The organism is Flavobacterium petrolei (genome assembly GCF_003314435.2).
Lineage (GTDB): Bacteria > Bacteroidota > Bacteroidia > Flavobacteriales > Flavobacteriaceae > Flavobacterium > Flavobacterium petrolei.
Genome location: NZ_QNVY02000001.1, coordinates 1229102 through 1246431 on the forward strand (window position 1 = coordinate 1229102; position 17330 = coordinate 1246431).

Below are 17330 nucleotides of genomic sequence, written 5' to 3' on the forward strand. Positions count from 1 at the left end.
AATTATTTAACGTTTAGTTTAAATTGGTTGGTTAAATCGTAAATTCAAGATTAGCAATCAGTTTGATATCTTGTCCCAAAGCCAAGCCACTGGTTTGATTGAAAGAATTAAAGGTCAGTCCAAAATCTTTACGGTTAATTTTACCTGTTATTTCAAATGCTGCTTTCTGATCGCCATTGTAAGCGTTTATTCCAATGAATTCCGCATCTAATTCCACCACTTTTGTAATGTTTTTGATAGTCAAATTTCCTTTCAAGAAATTGATGTTCTTATTTACTTTTTCGAATGAAGTTGACTTAAAACTAATGATAGGATATTCAGTGACATCAAAGAGGTCATTCATTTTTAAATGCGTGTCAATTTGCTCCAGTTTTCCATCCTTGTTGTTTACATCCAATGAAAATTCGATCGAGGCGTCTTCAATTTCATTGTTTTCAATATCGATATGCCCGTTGAATTTGTTGATGGTTCCCGCTAAATAGGCAATAATTGAATGCCTCATTTTAATCAGAACATCAGATTGGTTGGAGTCAATTGTCCATTTAGTTTTCATAATTCATCGGGTGTATTAAAATTTTAATTGATCTAACAATCACTTAAAAAAAGTAGCTAAGGATTTGAAATGTTAAATTCGAGTGCAAATGTAAGACGGAAACTTTGAATACCAAAATAGTTTCCATTGTATTTTGATTTATTTAACATTTGATAATGAAACGGAGTTTGTAATGCAAATTGAATACTGTAAATTAGCCGAAAATTTATTTTATGCATACCATTTATCAGTATCAGGAGTTCCTTTCGGATTATTTGCAATCACAATATGAAACCAAAGAACCTAGAAATTTATATGAGCCTATACATTACATTTTAGATCTTGGCGGAAAAAGAATGCGTCCAGTACTTACTTTAATGAGTGCGGAGGTTTTTGATGCAGATTACAAGAAAGCGCTTCCTGCTGCTCTGGCTGTCGAAGTTTTTCATAATTTCTCGTTGGTACATGATGATATTATGGATGATGCTCCTTTGCGCAGAGGACATGAAACCGTGCATGAAAAATGGAATTTAAACACCGGAATTTTGTCAGGGGACGCTATGTTAATTTTAGCGTACCAATATTTCGAACAATACGAGCCTCTTATATTTAGGGATTTAGCAAAGTTGTTTAGCAAAACGGCACTCGAGGTTTGCGAAGGACAACAATGGGATGTTGATTTTGAAGAGCGTACCGATGTAACCATTGCGGAATATTTGAAAATGATTCAATATAAAACAGCGGTTTTAGTGGCAGCTGCCATGAAAATGGGAGCAATAATTGCGGAAACTTCTGTAGAAAATGCTAATTTAATTTATGATTTCGGATTAAATTTAGGCTTGGCTTTCCAGTTGCAGGATGATTTTCTGGATGCTTTTGGTAATCCGGAAACCTTTGGAAAACAGGTGGGCGGTGATATAATTGAGAACAAAAAAACCTATTTGTATCTTAAAGCGGTTGCATTTTCAAATGAAGAAGAAGCGCAGGAATTGAAAAGCTTATTTTCGATTCAGCCAGAAGATAATACTGATAAAATAGAACGTGTAAAGGCGCTGTTCAATAGTTCTGGTGCTTCAAAGGCAACTCAGGATGCAATCCAGGACTTTACGTTTAAGGCTTTTCAAACCTTGGATAAAATGAATATCAGCACAGAGAAAAAAGAAATGTTGAAGGCTTTTGGTGAGAACTTAATGGGAAGAAAAGTTTAGATTTTTGATTGCAGATTAACGATTTTTGATCGCAGAAGTTTTACTTCGGGTAAATAATGGTTTATTTCAAAAATCAGTATAATTCAAAAAAATCAAACATTTAGAGAGTTTCTTAAAATCAAAAATCTAAATTCGTTAATCAACAATCTGAAATCAAATGTTTATAGTTCCAAAAAATACCGATTTACTACTTACTGAAGCCGAAGGTGAAAACTTATATTTGAAATTAATCGAACAAATGAATAAGGATTTCAATTTGGCTAACGAAGCAATTGATTTTCCTTTGAGTATTTCTCCTAATGAATTGAAGTTACAGCTTCATGAAAAAATCTACCGACTCATTCAGTATAAATTTGCTGAATATCTCAATTTACTTTATATAATTGATGTTTCCGAAGAAGAAATAAAAAAACTCGATGGTTCTGATTTAGTAATTCTGGCGGAACAAGTCGCTTTTCTGATTCTAAAAAGAGAATGGCAAAAAGTTTGGTTCAGGAATAAGTATTAATTATTCCAAGTCCTTTTTTAAGATTGTTTTATTCCACAATTCAATTCCTTTAGCATCAAAAACAGTAAGCTTCATTTGGCGGTTTTCTTTGGAACCTAAGAATGAAATTGTTCCAAAATTATGCTGTGCAATCAAGCTGCCTTTTGTTCTGTAAATATTGTTTTCCTTCCACACTTTTTCAGAAGCGACACCGGAAGTTAGTGGTGATACAGTCCAGTCAAACAAAGGATAAGTGTTCTCTCGCGGAAGTTCAGAGAACTCTGTAAAATGTCTGTCGCCACTTATAAACAACACACCTTTGATTTTATTATCTAGAATTTCTTGCAGTAATTTTTCTTTCTCTTTCGGGTAATTGCTATAATTCTCTTTTTCAGCAACTGAATTTAATACTTGGCCACCAATTACAATTATTTTAAAACTGGCTTTTGAAAAACTTAATGCGTTAATCAGCCATTCTAACTGTGTGTTACCTAATATTGTTCTTTCACCAGTAATCCTGTTGTTTGGAGTTTTGAAATAGCGGTCATCCAATAGAAAGAATTGCGCATCACCCCAGCTAAATGTTGAATAAATGCCTTCATTTTGTTCTGGATGCATGCCGTAGCTTTTATTTGCCCAGAAGTCTTTGAATGCTTTTTGAGTTAGGAATTTGTTGTAAAAACTGCCGTCGCTATCATCCGGACCAAAATCATGGTCGTCCCAAATAGCAAAATTTTGAGTTTTTGCGAGTAACGGTTGGATTGCTTTTATGGACCGGGAATGCGTATACCTGTGATAAATTCCGGTTTTACTATCCCAATCGGCTTCTCGAAGATAGATATTGTCACCACTCCAAATCATAATATCCGGATTCTTTTTGACTATACTTTCAAAGATTCCATTTTCGCTTCCATACGCTTTGCCAGGCCGATCCAGTGGTGGCTCATTAAAATAAGAACAACTCCCAACCGCGACGGTAAAATCTGGTGCATCTTCGCGCCATTCCCAAAGTTTTTTTGCTGAAAAAGAAGTTTCGTAAGGCAAGATTATTTTTTTGTCATTTATAAAAACATCATACTTGTATTTTTTCCCGGGAGTTAATTGATCTAAAATAATATGATGTGTAAAGCCAACCTCCTTCGAGGAAGAGTAAACATCCGAATACAATATTCTAGCAGGATTGTCAATGTCAAAATAAGTTATTTTTACGGAAGCTTTTTCGCTGGTTTGTAGCCAAATCACCGCTTCTGTCATTTCGCAATACCCTACCATGGGACCGGATTGCAAAAGGCTGTTTTGTGCAAAACTGTAAGTTGCAAAAAAAATAAATAGGAGTTGAAAAGTTTTTTTCATGATTAATTTTAAAAATATACTCGGATGAATGGCATAAAGGCACTGCCGTAAATGTTGTTTTTGTCTGTCAAAACATTATAGCGTCCGCCAATAGTAGCACTTCCGGAGCGGTAACCGGCTCCAATAAACAATCCAGTGTTCCAATAGTCCTGTGAATTAGTATTGGATCCTTCTAGATTTACATTGACTCTTAATTGTTCCAGTTCAGCCGAAAGTTGGATTTCAGGTATCGGATTAAACAATCCTATCGCACTTCCACCATACAAATGAGAAGCATAAAAATCTCTTTGTTTTAAATATTTATATTGTACGCCAGCGCCCAAAGCTAAATATTCATTGAAATTATAAATGGCGCTTGGAGCCAAAGAAATGTCCGTAAAGCCGGAACCAAAACCTAATCCAATTCCACCTCCAAATTGTACATTTTTCCAAAACTGATTTTGGATTTTTGGATCCGAATTATTTTGTTGCGCAAACAGACAGCTTGAAATAAATACAGTTAGTAATGCCAAAAATGATTCGGGAATACTATAAATGCAATTCTTTGTCATGAGTTTTTAGTTTTTTTAACATTATTCAATGTAAAAGTATCTTAAAATAAATTATAAATTTATTGTATTATCGTACTTTTGCCAAACTATTTTAACAAAAAAGGTATATTCACTAAATATTATGGATAGGTTTTCATTTTTAAACGCAGCACACACAGAATTTTTCGCACAATTATACGATCAATATTTAGAGAATCCAGATAGCGTAGAGCCAAGTTGGAGAAGTTTTTTTCAGGGTTTCGACTTTGGAATGACGACTTACAATGAGGAAAACCTTGTGGAACAAATAGCAAATTTTGCCTCTAATAATACGGATGTAAGTTTGGTCTCTGATAAGCTTCAAAAGGAATTCAATGTATTAAAACTAATAGATGGATATCGTTCTCGCGGTCATTTGTTCACTAAAACGAATCCGGTTCGAGAAAGACGTACAACATCGCCAACACTTGAAATCACAAATTTCGGACTTTCCTCAGCAGATTTGAATACTGTTTTTGATGCCGCCAAGGTGATCAATATTCAGCCTTGTACGCTTCAGGAAATTATAACTCACCTTGACACTATATATTGCCAGCACATTGGGGTAGAGTATATGTATATCCGTAAACCGGAAGTGGTAGAGTGGATTCAGAAAAAATTGGGTGTCAATGACAATCAACCTAAATTTTCATTGGAAGAAAAGAAATCCATTCTGAGTAAACTAAACCAGGCTGTTTCTTTCGAAACCTTTTTGCATACTAAATATGTAGGTCAAAAACGTTTTTCACTGGAAGGTGGAGAATCAATCATACCAGCTTTGGATGCTTTAATTGAAAAAGCAGCCGAAAAAGGAGTAGAGCAATTTGTAATGGGAATGGCACACCGTGGCCGTTTGAATGTTTTGGCAAACATTTTTGGCAAATCAACCCAAGACATTTTTGGAGAGTTTGATGGTAAAGATTACGATCAAGAATATTTTGACGGTGACGTAAAATACCATTTGGGTCTCACTGCTGATAAAGTGACTAGCACTGGTAAAAAAATCAATATCAATTTAGCGCCAAATCCTTCGCACCTTGAAACTGTAGGTGCAGTAATTGAAGGAATCACAAGAGCAAAACAAGACAAGTATTTTCCTAACGATTTCTCTAAAGTATTGCCAATCGCCGTTCACGGGGATGCCGCAATTGCAGGTCAGGGAATTTTGTATGAAATTGTGCAAATGGCGCAATTGGACGGTTACAAAACCGGAGGAACAATCCATATTGTAATCAATAATCAAGTAGGATTTACGACTAATTACCTTGATGCACGTTCTTCTACCTATTGTACGGATGTTGCCAAAGTAACACTTTCGCCAGTATTGCACGTAAATGCGGATGATGCTGAAGCTGTCGTTCACGCAATGTCATTTGCTTTGGATTTCAGAATGCAATTTGGACGTGACGTTTTCATCGATTTATTAGGATATAGAAAATACGGACACAACGAAGGTGATGAGCCTCGTTTTACGCAGCCGGTATTGTATAAAATTATTGCTAAGCACAAAAATCCAAGAGATATTTACATGGAGAAATTACTTGCTGATGGAGTAATTGACAACACTTTTGTAAAAGGATTAGAGCAAGAATACAAATCAAATCTAGAAATAAACTTAGAAGAATCCCGTAAAAAAGATTTGACCATCATTACCCCATTCATGAAAAATGAGTGGAAAGGTTTTGAGCAGGTTTCAGATGTTGAAATGCTTAAAAAAGTAGACACTACTTTCTCAAAAGAAGGACTTACTGAGGTAGCAAATGTAATTTGTAACTTACCAACAGATAAAAAGTTTATCAGCAAAATACAAAAATTGATTAACGACAGAAAAACAATGTTTTTCGAAACGAATAAGCTGGATTGGGCTATGGCCGAACATTTGGCGTATGGTTCGCTTCTGAAAGAAGGATACGACGTTCGTATTTCCGGACAAGATGTGGAGCGTGGGACATTCTCTCACCGTCACGCTGTTGTAAAAGTGGAAGATTCAGAAGAAGAAGTTACTTTATTGAGTAATTTAGAAGGAGCAACCGGAAAATTCAATATTTACAATTCTCTTTTGTCTGAGTACGGAGTGTTAGGATTTGATTACGGATATGCTTTGGCAAACCCAAATACACTAACCATTTGGGAAGCACAGTTTGGAGATTTCAGTAATGGAGCTCAAATTATGATTGACCAATACATTTCTTGTGGAGAAGATAAATGGAACAACCAGAACGGAATTGTTTTATTATTGCCTCACGGATATGAAGGGCAAGGAGCAGAACATTCATCAGCCAGAATGGAGCGTTATTTACAACTTTGCGCCAGACATAATATGTATGTTGCGGATTGTACAACGCCTGCCAACTTCTTTCACTTGTTGAGAAGACAAATGAAAACAACCTTCCGTAAACCGCTTATTGTGTTTACACCAAAGAGTTTATTGCGTGATCCAAGAGTGGTTTCTACAGTTGAAGAATTTGCGACAGGTAGTTTCCAAGAAACATTCGATGATGAAACAGTGAATAAGGATGAGGTGAAAACACTAGTTTTCTGTACCGGAAAATTCTATTATGACATTACTGCCGAAAGAGAAAATCTGGGTAGAAATGATGTTGCAGTTGTTAGAATCGAACAATTATTTCCACTGCCAGTGGAACAATTAAAAGAAATTATTGCTAAATATCCAAACGCTGATGATTATGTTTGGGCTCAAGAAGAACCAAAAAATATGGGAGCATATAGCTTTATGTTGATGAATTTCGATTTAGTAAAATGGAGATTGGCGTCCCTAAAAGCATACGCAGCTCCGGCAGCTGGAAGTTATACAAGAGCAAAACGCCGTCAGGCAGATGCTTTACGAATGGTTTTTGATAAAAATTTATACAGATAAAAAAATAGTTTAAAGTTTAAGGTTTAAAGTTGCTTTCAGGTGACTTTGAACTTTAAACAATTCAAACCTTAAACAAAAAAAAGATGATTTTAGAAATGAAAGTCCCATCACCAGGGGAATCTATAAAGGAAGTTGAAATTGCAACTTGGTTAGTAAAAGACGGAGATTATGTAGAAAAAGACCAAGCTATTGCTGAGGTTGATTCTGATAAAGCAACCTTAGAATTGCCAGCAGAAGCCAGCGGAATCATTACTTTAAAAGCAGAAGAAGGAGATGCAGTAGCAGTAGGAGCAGTAGTTTGTCACATTGATACTGACGGAGCAAAACCAGCAGGGGATGCGCCAGTGGCTGAAGCTACAAAAACAGTTGATCCCGAAACTTCGGGACCAAAAGCGGAAGTTAAGGCAGAAGCGCCAAAAGCGGCACCGGTAGCAGCAGCTCCAGCAGCGACTTATGCTTCAGGAACTCCATCTCCAGCGGCAAGAAAAATATTAGATGAAAAAAATATAGCGCCAGCTTCCGTAACAGGAACTGGAAAAGACGGAAGAATCACTAAAGATGATGCCGTAAATGCCGTACCTTCAATGGGAACGCCTACAGGTGGGTCTCGTGGATCGGAGCGTACTAAGTTATCGATGTTGCGTCGTAAAGTGGCTGAGAGATTAGTTGCCGCTAAAAACGAAACAGCAATGTTGACTACTTTCAACGAAGTAAACATGACGCCAATCAACACGTTGCGTAATGAATACAAAGATGCGTTCAAAGCAAAACATGGCGGAATTGGTTTAGGATATATGTCTTTCTTTACTAAAGCTGTAACTAGAGCATTAAAATTATTCCCAGATGTAAATTCAATGATGGATGGTGATCATAAGATTGCTTTCGATTTTTGCGATATTTCAATTGCAGTTTCAGGACCAAAAGGATTAATGGTTCCTGTAGTTCGTAATGCAGAGAATTTGACTTTCCGTGGAGTTGAAGCTGATATTAAAAGATTAGCAATCAAAGCGCGTGATGGTCAGATTACAGTGGATGATATGACTGGAGGAACTTTCACGATTACTAATGGTGGTGTTTTTGGAAGTATGTTGAGTACACCAATTATCAATCCTCCACAATCTGGAATTCTTGGAATGCACAACATTATTGAGCGTCCAATTGCCGTAAACGGAAAAGTGGAAATTCACCCAATGATGTATGTAGCACTTTCTTATGACCATAGAATTATTGATGGTCGTGAGTCTGTTGGATTCTTGGTAGCTGTAAAAGAAGCATTAGAGAACCCAATGGAATTATTGATGGATAACAATCCTAAAAAAGCGTTAGAACTATAGTTTTAAGGTTTTGGAAATATATAAGAGTCCTGTTTAGTTTTCTAAACAGGATTTTTTATTTCAGCAAATACAGATAATGGTTGTAATAATCCACAATCGCTTTTCCTTTCATCAATATATCAGCACCTATAATGCCATGAACTGGTTTCGCTTTGTGCTGTGTTAGCGCTTCATTTACATGTGACAAATCAAAAATAACGAGTTCAAAATCAGAGTCTTTCCAAGAACCAAGTTGCAGTTGATTTTTTAAAGCCAGTTGGGTAAACATTCCGGTGGCTCCCGCACCAGCGGCTTTCGTCTTGGATTTTTTTGCTTCCAATAAAAATAAATCAACACTTTCAAATCCTACACAGCTGTTTGAAGCTCCTGTGTCCAGAATAAAATTCCCTATCACACCATTGATTTTTGCTTTTATTAAAAGGTGCTGTGTTTTAGTAATTTTAAATTTTACTTTTCTGTAGTTTTCCTTTTTAAGGATATCGTGGAGGTTCTTCATTTATGCCGAATTTATTTCAGTAATTTTTTCTGTTTTACAAAGATACATGGAGTTGTTGAAGGAATTGTACGAATCTATTTTTCTATGAGAATCTTTTTAAAACCATTTTTGCGACAAGTTTTATTCTTGTAATTTTGTACTCTTAAACTTTACACTTGGAAACAAATAGTACAATTACCGATACACATACCCATTTATACTCAGAGGAATTTGATCAAGATCGAAACGAAATGATACAACGCGCCATTGATGCTGGTGTTTCGCGTTTTTTTATTCCCGCAATCGATTCTACCTGTACCCAATCGATGTATGAATTGGAGAGAAATCATCCTGAAAATGTTTTTTTGATGATGGGTTTGCACCCAACATATGTAAAAGACAATTTTCTGGAGGAATTACAGCATGTAGAAAATGAATTGGCCAAAAGAAAATTTTATGCGGTTGGAGAAATTGGAATCGATTTGTATTGGGACAAAACCCATTTGCAACAGCAACAAATCGCTTTCAAAAAGCAAATTCAATTAGCCAAGCAGTACAAATTGCCTATTGTGATTCATTGCCGAGAAGCTTTTAATGAAATCTTTGAAATTTTGGAGGAAGAAAAATCACCGGAATTATTCGGTATTTTCCATTGTTTTTCAGGAACTTATGAGCAGGCTTTACAAGCAATTTCGTATAACATGAAGTTGGGAATAGGTGGTGTGGTGACCTTTAAAAATGGAAAAATCGACCAGTTCCTGAACCAAATTGATTTAGAACACATCGTTCTGGAAACCGATTCTCCTTATTTATCACCGATCCCTTTTAGAGGAAAGAGAAACGAAAGTAGTTATATTGTTAATGTCGTAGATAAGTTAGCGCAAATTTATAGCCTTTCAGCAAATGAAATCGCGGCAATCACCACAGAGAATTCTAAAGCTATTTTTGGGATTTAAAGTAGAATTTACCTTATTTTGATATTTTTTTTGTTCATTTGCCCACACAAAAATTGAGAACCAAAATGCAGAAATTTGACGCCATTCGGCCATTTTATGATTCCGAAATAAACGAAGCACTTCAGAATGTTGTTAATCATCCCATGATGAAAGCATTGATGAATTTTACTTTCCCGGATGTTGCGGATGAAGTTTGGAAAGAACAACTTCGCAAAACGCATTCTATTCGTGATTTTCAGTGTAATTTCATTTACAAATCGGTACAAAAAGTGCTCGAGAAAAGCTCTGAAGGATTGACTACTTCCGGTTTTGAAAACTTAGAACCAAATACTTCTTACTTATTTATATCCAATCATCGCGATATTCTTTTAGATACAACGTTGTTGAACACGGCTTTATTTGAGCATGGTTTAGTAATGACTGCTTCAGCAATTGGTGATAATTTAGTCAAAAAAGCATTCTTGAATACATTAGCTAAACTGAACCGGAACTTTCTCGTACAACGCGGTTTAACGCCAAGGGAAATGCTGCAAAGCTCAAAGTTATTGGCAGAATATATTGGGAATTTATTGCTTCATGAAAACCGTTCCGTTTGGATTGCACAACGCGAGGGAAGAACAAAAGATGGGAATGACGAGACCAATCCTGGCGTTTTGAAAATGCTTGGAATGGGTTCTGATGAAAAGAATTTGATGGATTATTTTAAGAAAGTAAAAATTGTACCGGTTTCTATTTCATACGAATATGATCCTACTGATGCTTTGAAAATGCCTCAATTAATGGCTGAAGCCAATAATGAAGTTTACATTAAAGAGAAAAATGAAGATTTCATGACGATTCTTAGCGGTGCTTTGGGACAAAAGAAAAGAATTCATATTCATGTAGGCAAAGTTTTAAATACAGAAATTGAAGCCATCAAAACTGAAAATGATAGCTCCAACAAGCAAATAGTAGCTTTGGCACAAGTAATTGATGATGCCATATTGAGCAATTATAAATTGTGGCCAACAAATTTCATTGCATTTGATATTGTAAATAAGACCAATCGCTTTGCTCATTTATACACCGAAAATGAAAAATCATTATTCGAGCGTAGACTTGAAATGCGAATTGATCATGACAATCCAGTGGCCTTAGACGGTTTTCTAGCGATGTATGCCAACCCGGTTGTAAATAAATTAAAATACCACGATGTTGTATAAAGCCAAAATACTTTTAATCTATACCGGAGGAACAATCGGTATGAGAAAAGATTTTGAGACGGGAGCGCTCAAAGCTTTCAATTTTAGTAAATTATTACAGCGCATTCCAGAATTGAAACAATTAGATTGTGAAATCGAAACTATTTCTTTCGAAAATCCAATTGATTCCTCGAACATGAATCCTGAAGAATGGGCTAAAATGGCAACCATTATTGAGGATAATTACCATTCTTTTGACGGATTTGTGGTGCTTCACGGCTCAGACACGATGTCGTATTCGGCATCGGCATTGAGTTTCATGCTCGAGAATTTATCGAAACCTGTAATTTTTACTGGATCTCAATTACCCATTGGAGATTTACGTACTGACGCCAAAGAAAACTTAATTACGGCCATTCAAATTGCATCTTTGCGAAACAATGATGAACCAGTTATTAGCGAAGTATGTCTTTATTTTGAATACAAATTATACCGAGGGAACAGGACTACAAAGATAAATGCGGAACATTTTAAAGCATTTACCTCTCCAAATTATCCTGAATTGGTAGAATCTGGTGTGCATTTGAAATTAAATCCAGATTTATTCCTAACTAAAAGTGAAAATGTAGAATTCAAGGTTCATAAAGAATTGGACAATAATGTGGCTATCATAAAAATGTTTCCAGGGATTAGCGAAGCAGTTTTGGCAGCGATTTTTGATATTCCAAATCTGAAAGGAATTGTTTTAGAAACGTATGGAGCGGGAAATGCACCCACAGAAGATTGGTTTTTAAACCTATTAAGAAAAGCAATAACTGCAGGTTTACACATTGTCAATGTTACTCAATGCTCCGGTGGAAGTGTGAGTATGGGACAATACGAGACCAGTACAGGCATGAAAGAAATTGGAGTTATTTCCGGAAAGGATATCACAACTGAAGCTGCAATCACTAAATTAATGTATTTGTTGGGCCAAAAAATAGCTCAAAAAGACTTCAAAACTATTTTTGAAACTTCTTTGCGCGGTGAAATAGCATAATAGTTAGATTTTACTTTTCTAAATCATTTTTTTTATTGTTATTTGCAACCTCAAATAAAATAGAGAGGTGTCCGAGTGGTTGAAGGAGCTAGCCTGGAAAGCTAGTATGTGGGTAACTGCATCGTGGGTTCGAATCCCATCCTCTCTGCAGAAAAAAAATGCTTCCCAAAAGGGGAGCATTTTTTGTTTTACAGCGTGGCAAACTTTTTTATTTGTCGGAGCTATAAAACAAAAAAGTGTCAGGCATGAAATGCCAAGCATTACTTCCTTAGTCAGACGACCTTTTTGGGATCAACACAGTCTATCCTGAGTTTTTGGGATTAAAAATCAGTGCATCTATGGCAGAATAATACATTAGGTTTCTGGAAATCATCAGTGCTAGTCCAATATGAATCGTGAAGTAAAAAAGTTTAAGTAGCTGTGGTTTGTCATAGTTTTTAGATGTGTAGGTTTTCAGAATGATTATTTGTTGTTATTACGTATCAAAAAACCACCAAAATGGTATATTTGTGACGTTACAATGAGTAATGAAACCTGAATTGTGTTTTAACCAATCATTGAGCAATTTAAACCCAAAACAATATGCGAATTTTTCTTAGTTGTTTTCTTCTTTTATCAGTTTTGAATGTTTTTTCTCAAGAAAATACAGCTACTAAAGACTCGGTCTTCGTGAAAGTGGATTCTTTATATCGAGAAGATCAGTTTTATTTTGCAGTCACGTATAACACACTTACCAGCAAGCCTGCAGGTTTCTCGCAAAGTAAATTTTCTTCAGGATTCTCGGCGGGTTTTTTGAGAGATATGCCCATCAACAAGAACCGAAGAGTCGCTATTGCTACTGGTGTTGGTTTTACTTATAATAATTACAATCAGAATCTGGCGATTTCTTCTACCGCCGAAACACCGGTTTACACCATTATTGATTCAGATACCCAGTATACTAAAAATAAATTTTCGCTACTCTCCGTGGATGTTCCGCTTGAATTCAGATGGAGAACTTCTACCTATCAAAGCCACAAGTTCTGGCGCATTTACACCGGAATAAAATTCAGTTATTTGTTGTATGATAAATCTATTTTTGAGGGTAGCACCGGCAAAGTAGTACTAACCGGAAACAAAGATTTGAATAAATTTCAGTATGGTGCGTACATTTCATCAGGATATAATACAATCAATTTATATGCATATTATGGTTTGAACCCGTTGTTTGAATCAGCAAAAGTCGATGGTGAATCCGTTGATATGAAATCACTGAATTTTGGAATTATATTCTATATTTTATAACCATAAAACCAACAAAAGTAACTGAGGGATTGCGCCTAACATAAAGCCAATAATCAGTTCTTTATTAGTGTGTGCGTTCATTTCCAGACGGGACGAAGCTACAATTCCGTTAAGGAGAATCAACATTGCAATCGTAAAAGTACTCTGAATTTGGAGGTGCATGCTTAAGCCAATTGTAAAGACGGTCAAGGAACTCATACCAATCATGTGAAGGCTCGCTTTTATGTTTCCAAACAATAATATCAGCGCTAAGAGGCTACTCAAAAGTCCACCCAACAAGAAAAAATGCAATTCTGGATAACGATCAATGGTTATGTTATTTCGCACTAACAAGATAATTAAAAAGCAATGCAGTAGTAACGGAATTTTACGCTGTGATACTTTAGATAGCATAATCGAATCAACATTTCCTATAGCTTGCAAAAGAAGGAAAGCCAGGACAGGAATAAATACTGTTACAATTATAACTTGAAAAAAAACAAGTAGTTTCTCTTGCGTCACAAATGCAGTTCCATTCAAAAAAAGATAGAACAACGTGGCCATCGCCGGTATGAAAATCGGATGGAAAACGTAAGAGAAAAAGGGAAGAATTTTTTTCAAGAGTTATTTTTTTCAAAAACAAATATAAGCAATCTGTGAAAAACAGTACTGCATAATCTGGTTGTTTCTGTATGATTTATAAACGGGAATGCTCATAATTATAGTATATCGAGGTTCTCGTTTTGAAAAGAAGTGGTATTTTTGGAGAAGTATTAGAGCAAAAAGAACGGCAATACATATATTTCCCAGAAAAGAAATTCACCTCAATCTCTTTTAATTCCATGAGTCAAAAAATCCTAAATAGCCTTCAAAGAATCATCGCAAAATATATTGGCAGCCCGGAAAGAACAAATTTAGACAGTGTTTCCATAGACAGTCGTTCATTGCAAAACGGACCTCAAACAGTTTTCTTTGCATTGGTTGGTGTTCATAGTGATGCACATCTTTACATCAAAGATTTAATTGCAAATGGCGTTCAAAATTTTGTAGTCACCCATATTCCGGATGATTGTAAGGAGAAAGCGAATTTTTATGTTGTTGAAAATACACTTACAGCCTTACAACAATTTGCCTCCAATTACCGCAGTCTTTTTGAGTTCCCTATTATCGGGCTGACCGGCAGTAACGGTAAAACGATTGTAAAGGAATGGCTCAACTTTTTATTGAGTCCTGATTATAACGTTATCCGAAGTCCAAAGAGTTATAACTCTCAAATTGGTGTTCCGCTGTCCGTAATTGCGATTAATGAAAAACACAATTTAGGGATTTTTGAAGCGGGTATTTCCACGCGTTCTGAAATGGATAAATTAGAGCAGATTATCAAGCCGACTATTGGAATTCTTACGAATATTGGAACTGCACACGATGAAGGGTTTGCAAGCACAGAAGAAAAAATTATCGAAAAATTAAAACTTTTTGAGCACGCTGAGGTTTTAATTTATCATAAAAATAAAAGTATAGATGCTCTTATCAATCCGGAAATCAATTCGTTTTCGTGGAGTTTCAATGATAAAAGTGCATCTGTTTTTGTTTCCAAAAAAAGCGTTTTAGACAAGACTGTTTTGAATATTGAATTCGGGAAGAACCATTTTGAGATTAAAATACCGTTTCAAGACGAGGCTTCGGTCGAAAATGCCATCTCCTGTTTGATGGTTTTGTTGTATTTTGAATACGATGCAGCCACCATTCAAAACCGAATGGAATTGTTGTATCCGGTAGAAATGCGCTTGAAAGTCAAAAACGGAATCAATAATTGCAGTATTATTGATGACAGTTACAGCTCGGACTTTCAGTCGTTGAAAATTGCATTGGATTTTCTCGAAAGTCAAAAGCAATACAAGAAGAAAACGGTGATTTTGTCTGATATTTTCCAAAGTGGTTTGGCTACTGAGGCGCTTTACGCTAAAGTTTCCGAGTTGATTATTTCCAATAAAATTGACCGTGTTATTGGTATTGGAGAAACCATTTCGGTATTCGAAAATGAATTCGATAATTGTGTCACTTTCAAAAATACAGCAGCATTTGTAGCTGATTTTGAAAACATGGATTTTGGTAATGAAACCATTTTGATAAAAGGAGCCCGATCCTTCCAGTTTGAAGAAATTGTGTATTTGTTAGAAGAGAAAACACATGAGACGGTTTTGGAAATCAACCTGAATGCAATCAGTTACAACTTGAATTTTTTTAAATCAAAGCTGAAGCCAAAAGTGAAAATTATGGTGATGGTAAAAGCATTTGGTTATGGAAATGGTGGGCTCGAAATAGCGAAATTATTAGAATATCATAAGGTTGATTATTTAGGTGTGGCTTTTGCCGATGAAGGTATTTCATTAAAAAACGGAGGTATTCAGGTACCTATTATGGTGCTAAATCCTGAGAATACAAGTTTTTCGGCCATTATTCAACATCAATTAGAACCTGAAATTTACTGCTTGAAAGGACTGTATGCATTTTTGAAAATAGCGAAACAGAAAAATTTAGAATACTTTCCAATTCATATTAAACTAGATACGGGAATGCACCGATTGGGTTTTGAGGAAAACACGATTGATGAACTGATAGCCGCGCTGAAAGGAAATACAACTATACAAATAAAAAGTATTTTGTCACACATGGCCACCAGTGATGATCTTGAACATATGGATTTTGCTCATGCTCAAATTGCTTTATTCGAAAAGTTATCGTCTAAATTGATGTCTGAGTTGCAAATAAATCCGTTACGACACATCTTAAATACGTCTGGAATCAGTAATTTCCCAGATTCACAATACGATATGGTCCGATTGGGAATTGGATTGTACGGCGTTTCAAATGATGCCGAAGAACAAAAACAACTTGAAAATGTGGGTTCGCTGAAATCAGTGATTTCGCAAATAAGAGCGATTGGTCCTGGAGAAAGTGTGGGTTACGGCCGCCGTTTTGTAGCCGAAAAACCAACAAAAATTGCCACTATTCCAATTGGCTATGCCGATGGAATTTCCAGAGGTTGGGGAAATGGTTTAGGATTTGTGATGATAAAAGGCACAAAGGCTTATATAGTTGGCAGTATTTGCATGGACATGCTCATGGTTGATGTCACTGGAATCGAATGTAAAGAGGGCGATTCAATACTTATTTTTGGGGAAAACCCAACGGTATCTTTTATCGCCGAAAAATTAAATACAATTCCCTACGAAATCCTTACTAGTGTTTCTCAGCGTGTAAAACGGGTCTTTTATCGATAAAACTTGGTTTTTTATGTTAAATATTAAAAGTATGTTAAAATTTTATTATTTTCGTTTTCTAATGTTTAACAATTTAAAAAAAAATTATGGGATTTTTCGGTGATTTTAAGGCTTCTTTAATGAAAGGAGATGTATTGAGTTTAGCTACTGCAGTTGTAATTGGTGGTGCTTTTGGTAAAATAGTGGGTTCAGCAGTGGATGATGTAATTATGCCAATCGTCGGATTACTTACTGGTGGGATTGATTTCACGCAAAAATTCGTAACACTCGATGGTAATAGTTATGCTGACTTAGCTGCTGCTAAAGCTGCAGGAGCTGCGGTGATAACTTATGGAAATTTGGTGCAAGCTATTATTAACTTCGTTATTATCGCTTTCTTTATTTTTGTGGTTTTAAGAGCTGCTGAAAAAGCTAAGAAAAAAGAAGAAGTTGTTGTGGCTGCTCCAGCTGGACCAACACAAGAAGAATTATTGACTCAGATCAGAGATTTATTGAAAAAATAATTTCCGCTACATTATATATTCTTACTAAACCGCTTCATAACCGAAGCGGTTTTTCTTTAAAAGTTTGTCTAAAACAGTATCGGCTTTTTTACCATCAAGAAATTAAGTTACATTATAAAGCACTTTAAAACTTAATCTTCTTAATTTCGTAATGGTTAAAAAATTATATAGAACGTTATTTCACAAGCTTTGCTATTCAAAAAGAAAACAAGTATTTAAAACAATTTTACGTTCTTTTTTCGTGTTTTTTATTTAAGTGTTATAAATT

15 protein-coding genes and 1 tRNA gene are annotated in these 17330 nt (G+C 35.5%); 11 read left to right on the forward strand and 5 right to left on the reverse strand.

Annotated features, from left to right (window positions below; all coding sequences use genetic code 11):
- Positions 1–31: 31 nt before the first annotated feature.
- Complete coding sequence (locus DR871_RS05330) at positions 32–553, reverse strand: YceI family protein (protein WP_113664522.1); 522 nt, start codon at positions 551–553, stop codon at positions 32–34.
- Between the two features lie 212 nt (positions 554–765).
- Between DR871_RS05330 and DR871_RS05335 the strand changes: the two genes are divergently transcribed.
- Both DR871_RS05335 and DR871_RS05340 read left to right on the forward strand, forming a co-directional pair.
- Positions 766–1740 carry a polyprenyl synthetase family protein gene (locus tag DR871_RS05335; protein ID WP_113664521.1) on the forward strand — a complete coding sequence of 325 codons (975 nt, stop codon included), beginning with the start codon at positions 766–768 and terminating at the stop codon, positions 1738–1740.
- Positions 1741–1897: 157 nt separating this feature from the next.
- Entirely contained in the window at positions 1898–2248 is a 351-nt protein-coding gene (locus DR871_RS05340) for a hypothetical protein (protein WP_113664520.1), read from the forward strand.
- Here the strand turns inward: DR871_RS05340 and DR871_RS05345 are convergent, their stop codons facing one another.
- Together DR871_RS05345 and DR871_RS05350 are read right to left on the reverse strand one after the other, a co-directional pair.
- Entirely contained in the window at positions 2249–3580 is a 1332-nt protein-coding gene (locus DR871_RS05345) for an alkaline phosphatase D family protein (RefSeq protein WP_113664519.1), read from the reverse strand.
- Between the two features lie 8 nt (positions 3581–3588).
- Positions 3589–4131: a hypothetical protein gene (locus tag DR871_RS05350; RefSeq protein WP_113664518.1), complete on the reverse strand. Its 543-nt coding sequence runs from the start codon at positions 4129–4131 to the stop codon at positions 3589–3591.
- 121 nt (positions 4132–4252) lie between these two features.
- Here DR871_RS05350 and DR871_RS05355 point away from each other — a divergent pair, with 121 nt between their 5' ends.
- Positions 4253–7027 (forward strand): 2-oxoglutarate dehydrogenase E1 component, encoded by a 2775-nt coding sequence (locus tag DR871_RS05355; protein ID WP_113664517.1) that lies wholly within the window; start codon positions 4253–4255, stop codon positions 7025–7027.
- A gap of 83 nt (positions 7028–7110) precedes the next feature.
- Positions 7111–8361 (forward strand): 2-oxoglutarate dehydrogenase complex dihydrolipoyllysine-residue succinyltransferase, encoded by a 1251-nt coding sequence (gene odhB / locus DR871_RS05360; RefSeq protein WP_113664516.1) that lies wholly within the window; start codon positions 7111–7113, stop codon positions 8359–8361.
- Between the two features lie 55 nt (positions 8362–8416).
- Here odhB and DR871_RS05365 read toward each other — a convergent pair whose 3' ends face one another.
- On the reverse strand, positions 8417–8857 hold the full coding sequence (locus DR871_RS05365; RefSeq protein ID WP_113664515.1) for a retropepsin-like aspartic protease: 441 nt from the start codon (positions 8855–8857) through the stop codon (positions 8417–8419).
- Positions 8858–9012: 155 nt separating this feature from the next.
- On the opposite strand from DR871_RS05365, the gene DR871_RS05370 reads away from it, so the two are divergent.
- From DR871_RS05370 to DR871_RS05390, 5 genes are all read left to right on the forward strand, one after another.
- Complete coding sequence (locus DR871_RS05370; protein WP_113664514.1) at positions 9013–9792, forward strand: TatD family hydrolase; 780 nt, start codon at positions 9013–9015, stop codon at positions 9790–9792.
- 65 nt (positions 9793–9857) lie between these two features.
- Positions 9858–10994 carry a 1-acyl-sn-glycerol-3-phosphate acyltransferase gene (locus DR871_RS05375; protein ID WP_113664513.1) on the forward strand — a complete coding sequence of 379 codons (1137 nt, stop codon included), beginning with the start codon at positions 9858–9860 and terminating at the stop codon, positions 10992–10994.
- Entirely contained in the window at positions 10984–12012 is a 1029-nt protein-coding gene (locus DR871_RS05380; RefSeq protein WP_113664512.1) for an asparaginase, read from the forward strand. Before DR871_RS05375 ends, DR871_RS05380 begins: the two co-directional genes overlap by 11 nt.
- Before the next feature lie 61 nt (positions 12013–12073).
- Positions 12074–12160 (forward strand) — tRNA-Ser (locus DR871_RS05385).
- Between the two features lie 434 nt (positions 12161–12594).
- A complete protein-coding gene (locus DR871_RS05390; protein ID WP_113664511.1) occupies positions 12595–13296 on the forward strand; it encodes a porin family protein in 702 nt (233 codons plus the stop codon).
- Here the strand turns inward: DR871_RS05390 and DR871_RS05395 are convergent.
- Positions 13291–13896, reverse strand: coding sequence for a hypothetical protein (locus tag DR871_RS05395; RefSeq protein ID WP_113664510.1), 606 nt, complete (start codon positions 13894–13896; stop codon positions 13291–13293). The genes DR871_RS05390 and DR871_RS05395 overlap by 6 nt on opposite strands.
- Positions 13897–14117: 221 nt before the next feature.
- Between DR871_RS05395 and DR871_RS05400 the strand changes: the two genes are divergently transcribed.
- Together DR871_RS05400 and mscL are read left to right on the forward strand one after the other, a co-directional pair.
- Positions 14118–16559, forward strand: a complete 2442-nt coding sequence (locus tag DR871_RS05400; RefSeq protein ID WP_113664509.1) for a bifunctional UDP-N-acetylmuramoyl-tripeptide:D-alanyl-D-alanine ligase/alanine racemase — start codon at positions 14118–14120, stop codon at positions 16557–16559.
- An 86-nt stretch (positions 16560–16645) separates the two neighbouring features.
- On the forward strand, positions 16646–17062 hold the full coding sequence (gene mscL, locus DR871_RS05405) for a large conductance mechanosensitive channel protein MscL (protein WP_113664508.1): 417 nt from the start codon (positions 16646–16648) through the stop codon (positions 17060–17062).
- Positions 17063–17330: the final 268 nt, after the last annotated feature.

What these genes read in the sequence shown, in the direction of transcription:
- DR871_RS05330 (WP_113664522.1), bottom strand. Translation starts at nt 553, where the DNA reads ATGAAAACTAAATGGACAATTGACTCCAACCAATCTGATGTTCTGATT.
- DR871_RS05335 (WP_113664521.1), top strand. Translation starts at nt 766, where the DNA reads ATGCATACCATTTATCAGTATCAGGAGTTCCTTTCGGATTATTTGCAA.
- DR871_RS05340 (WP_113664520.1), top strand. Translation starts at nt 1,898, where the DNA reads ATGTTTATAGTTCCAAAAAATACCGATTTACTACTTACTGAAGCCGAA.
- DR871_RS05345 (WP_113664519.1), bottom strand. Translation starts at nt 3,580, where the DNA reads ATGAAAAAAACTTTTCAACTCCTATTTATTTTTTTTGCAACTTACAGT.
- DR871_RS05350 (WP_113664518.1), bottom strand. Translation starts at nt 4,131, where the DNA reads ATGACAAAGAATTGCATTTATAGTATTCCCGAATCATTTTTGGCATTA.
- DR871_RS05355 (WP_113664517.1), top strand. Translation starts at nt 4,253, where the DNA reads ATGGATAGGTTTTCATTTTTAAACGCAGCACACACAGAATTTTTCGCA.
- odhB (WP_113664516.1), top strand. Translation starts at nt 7,111, where the DNA reads ATGATTTTAGAAATGAAAGTCCCATCACCAGGGGAATCTATAAAGGAA.
- DR871_RS05365 (WP_113664515.1), bottom strand. Translation starts at nt 8,857, where the DNA reads ATGAAGAACCTCCACGATATCCTTAAAAAGGAAAACTACAGAAAAGTA.
- DR871_RS05375 (WP_113664513.1), top strand. Translation starts at nt 9,858, where the DNA reads ATGCAGAAATTTGACGCCATTCGGCCATTTTATGATTCCGAAATAAAC.
- DR871_RS05380 (WP_113664512.1), top strand. Translation starts at nt 10,984, where the DNA reads ATGTTGTATAAAGCCAAAATACTTTTAATCTATACCGGAGGAACAATC.
- DR871_RS05390 (WP_113664511.1), top strand. Translation starts at nt 12,595, where the DNA reads ATGCGAATTTTTCTTAGTTGTTTTCTTCTTTTATCAGTTTTGAATGTT.
- DR871_RS05400 (WP_113664509.1), top strand. Translation starts at nt 14,118, where the DNA reads ATGAGTCAAAAAATCCTAAATAGCCTTCAAAGAATCATCGCAAAATAT.
- mscL (WP_113664508.1), top strand. Translation starts at nt 16,646, where the DNA reads ATGGGATTTTTCGGTGATTTTAAGGCTTCTTTAATGAAAGGAGATGTA.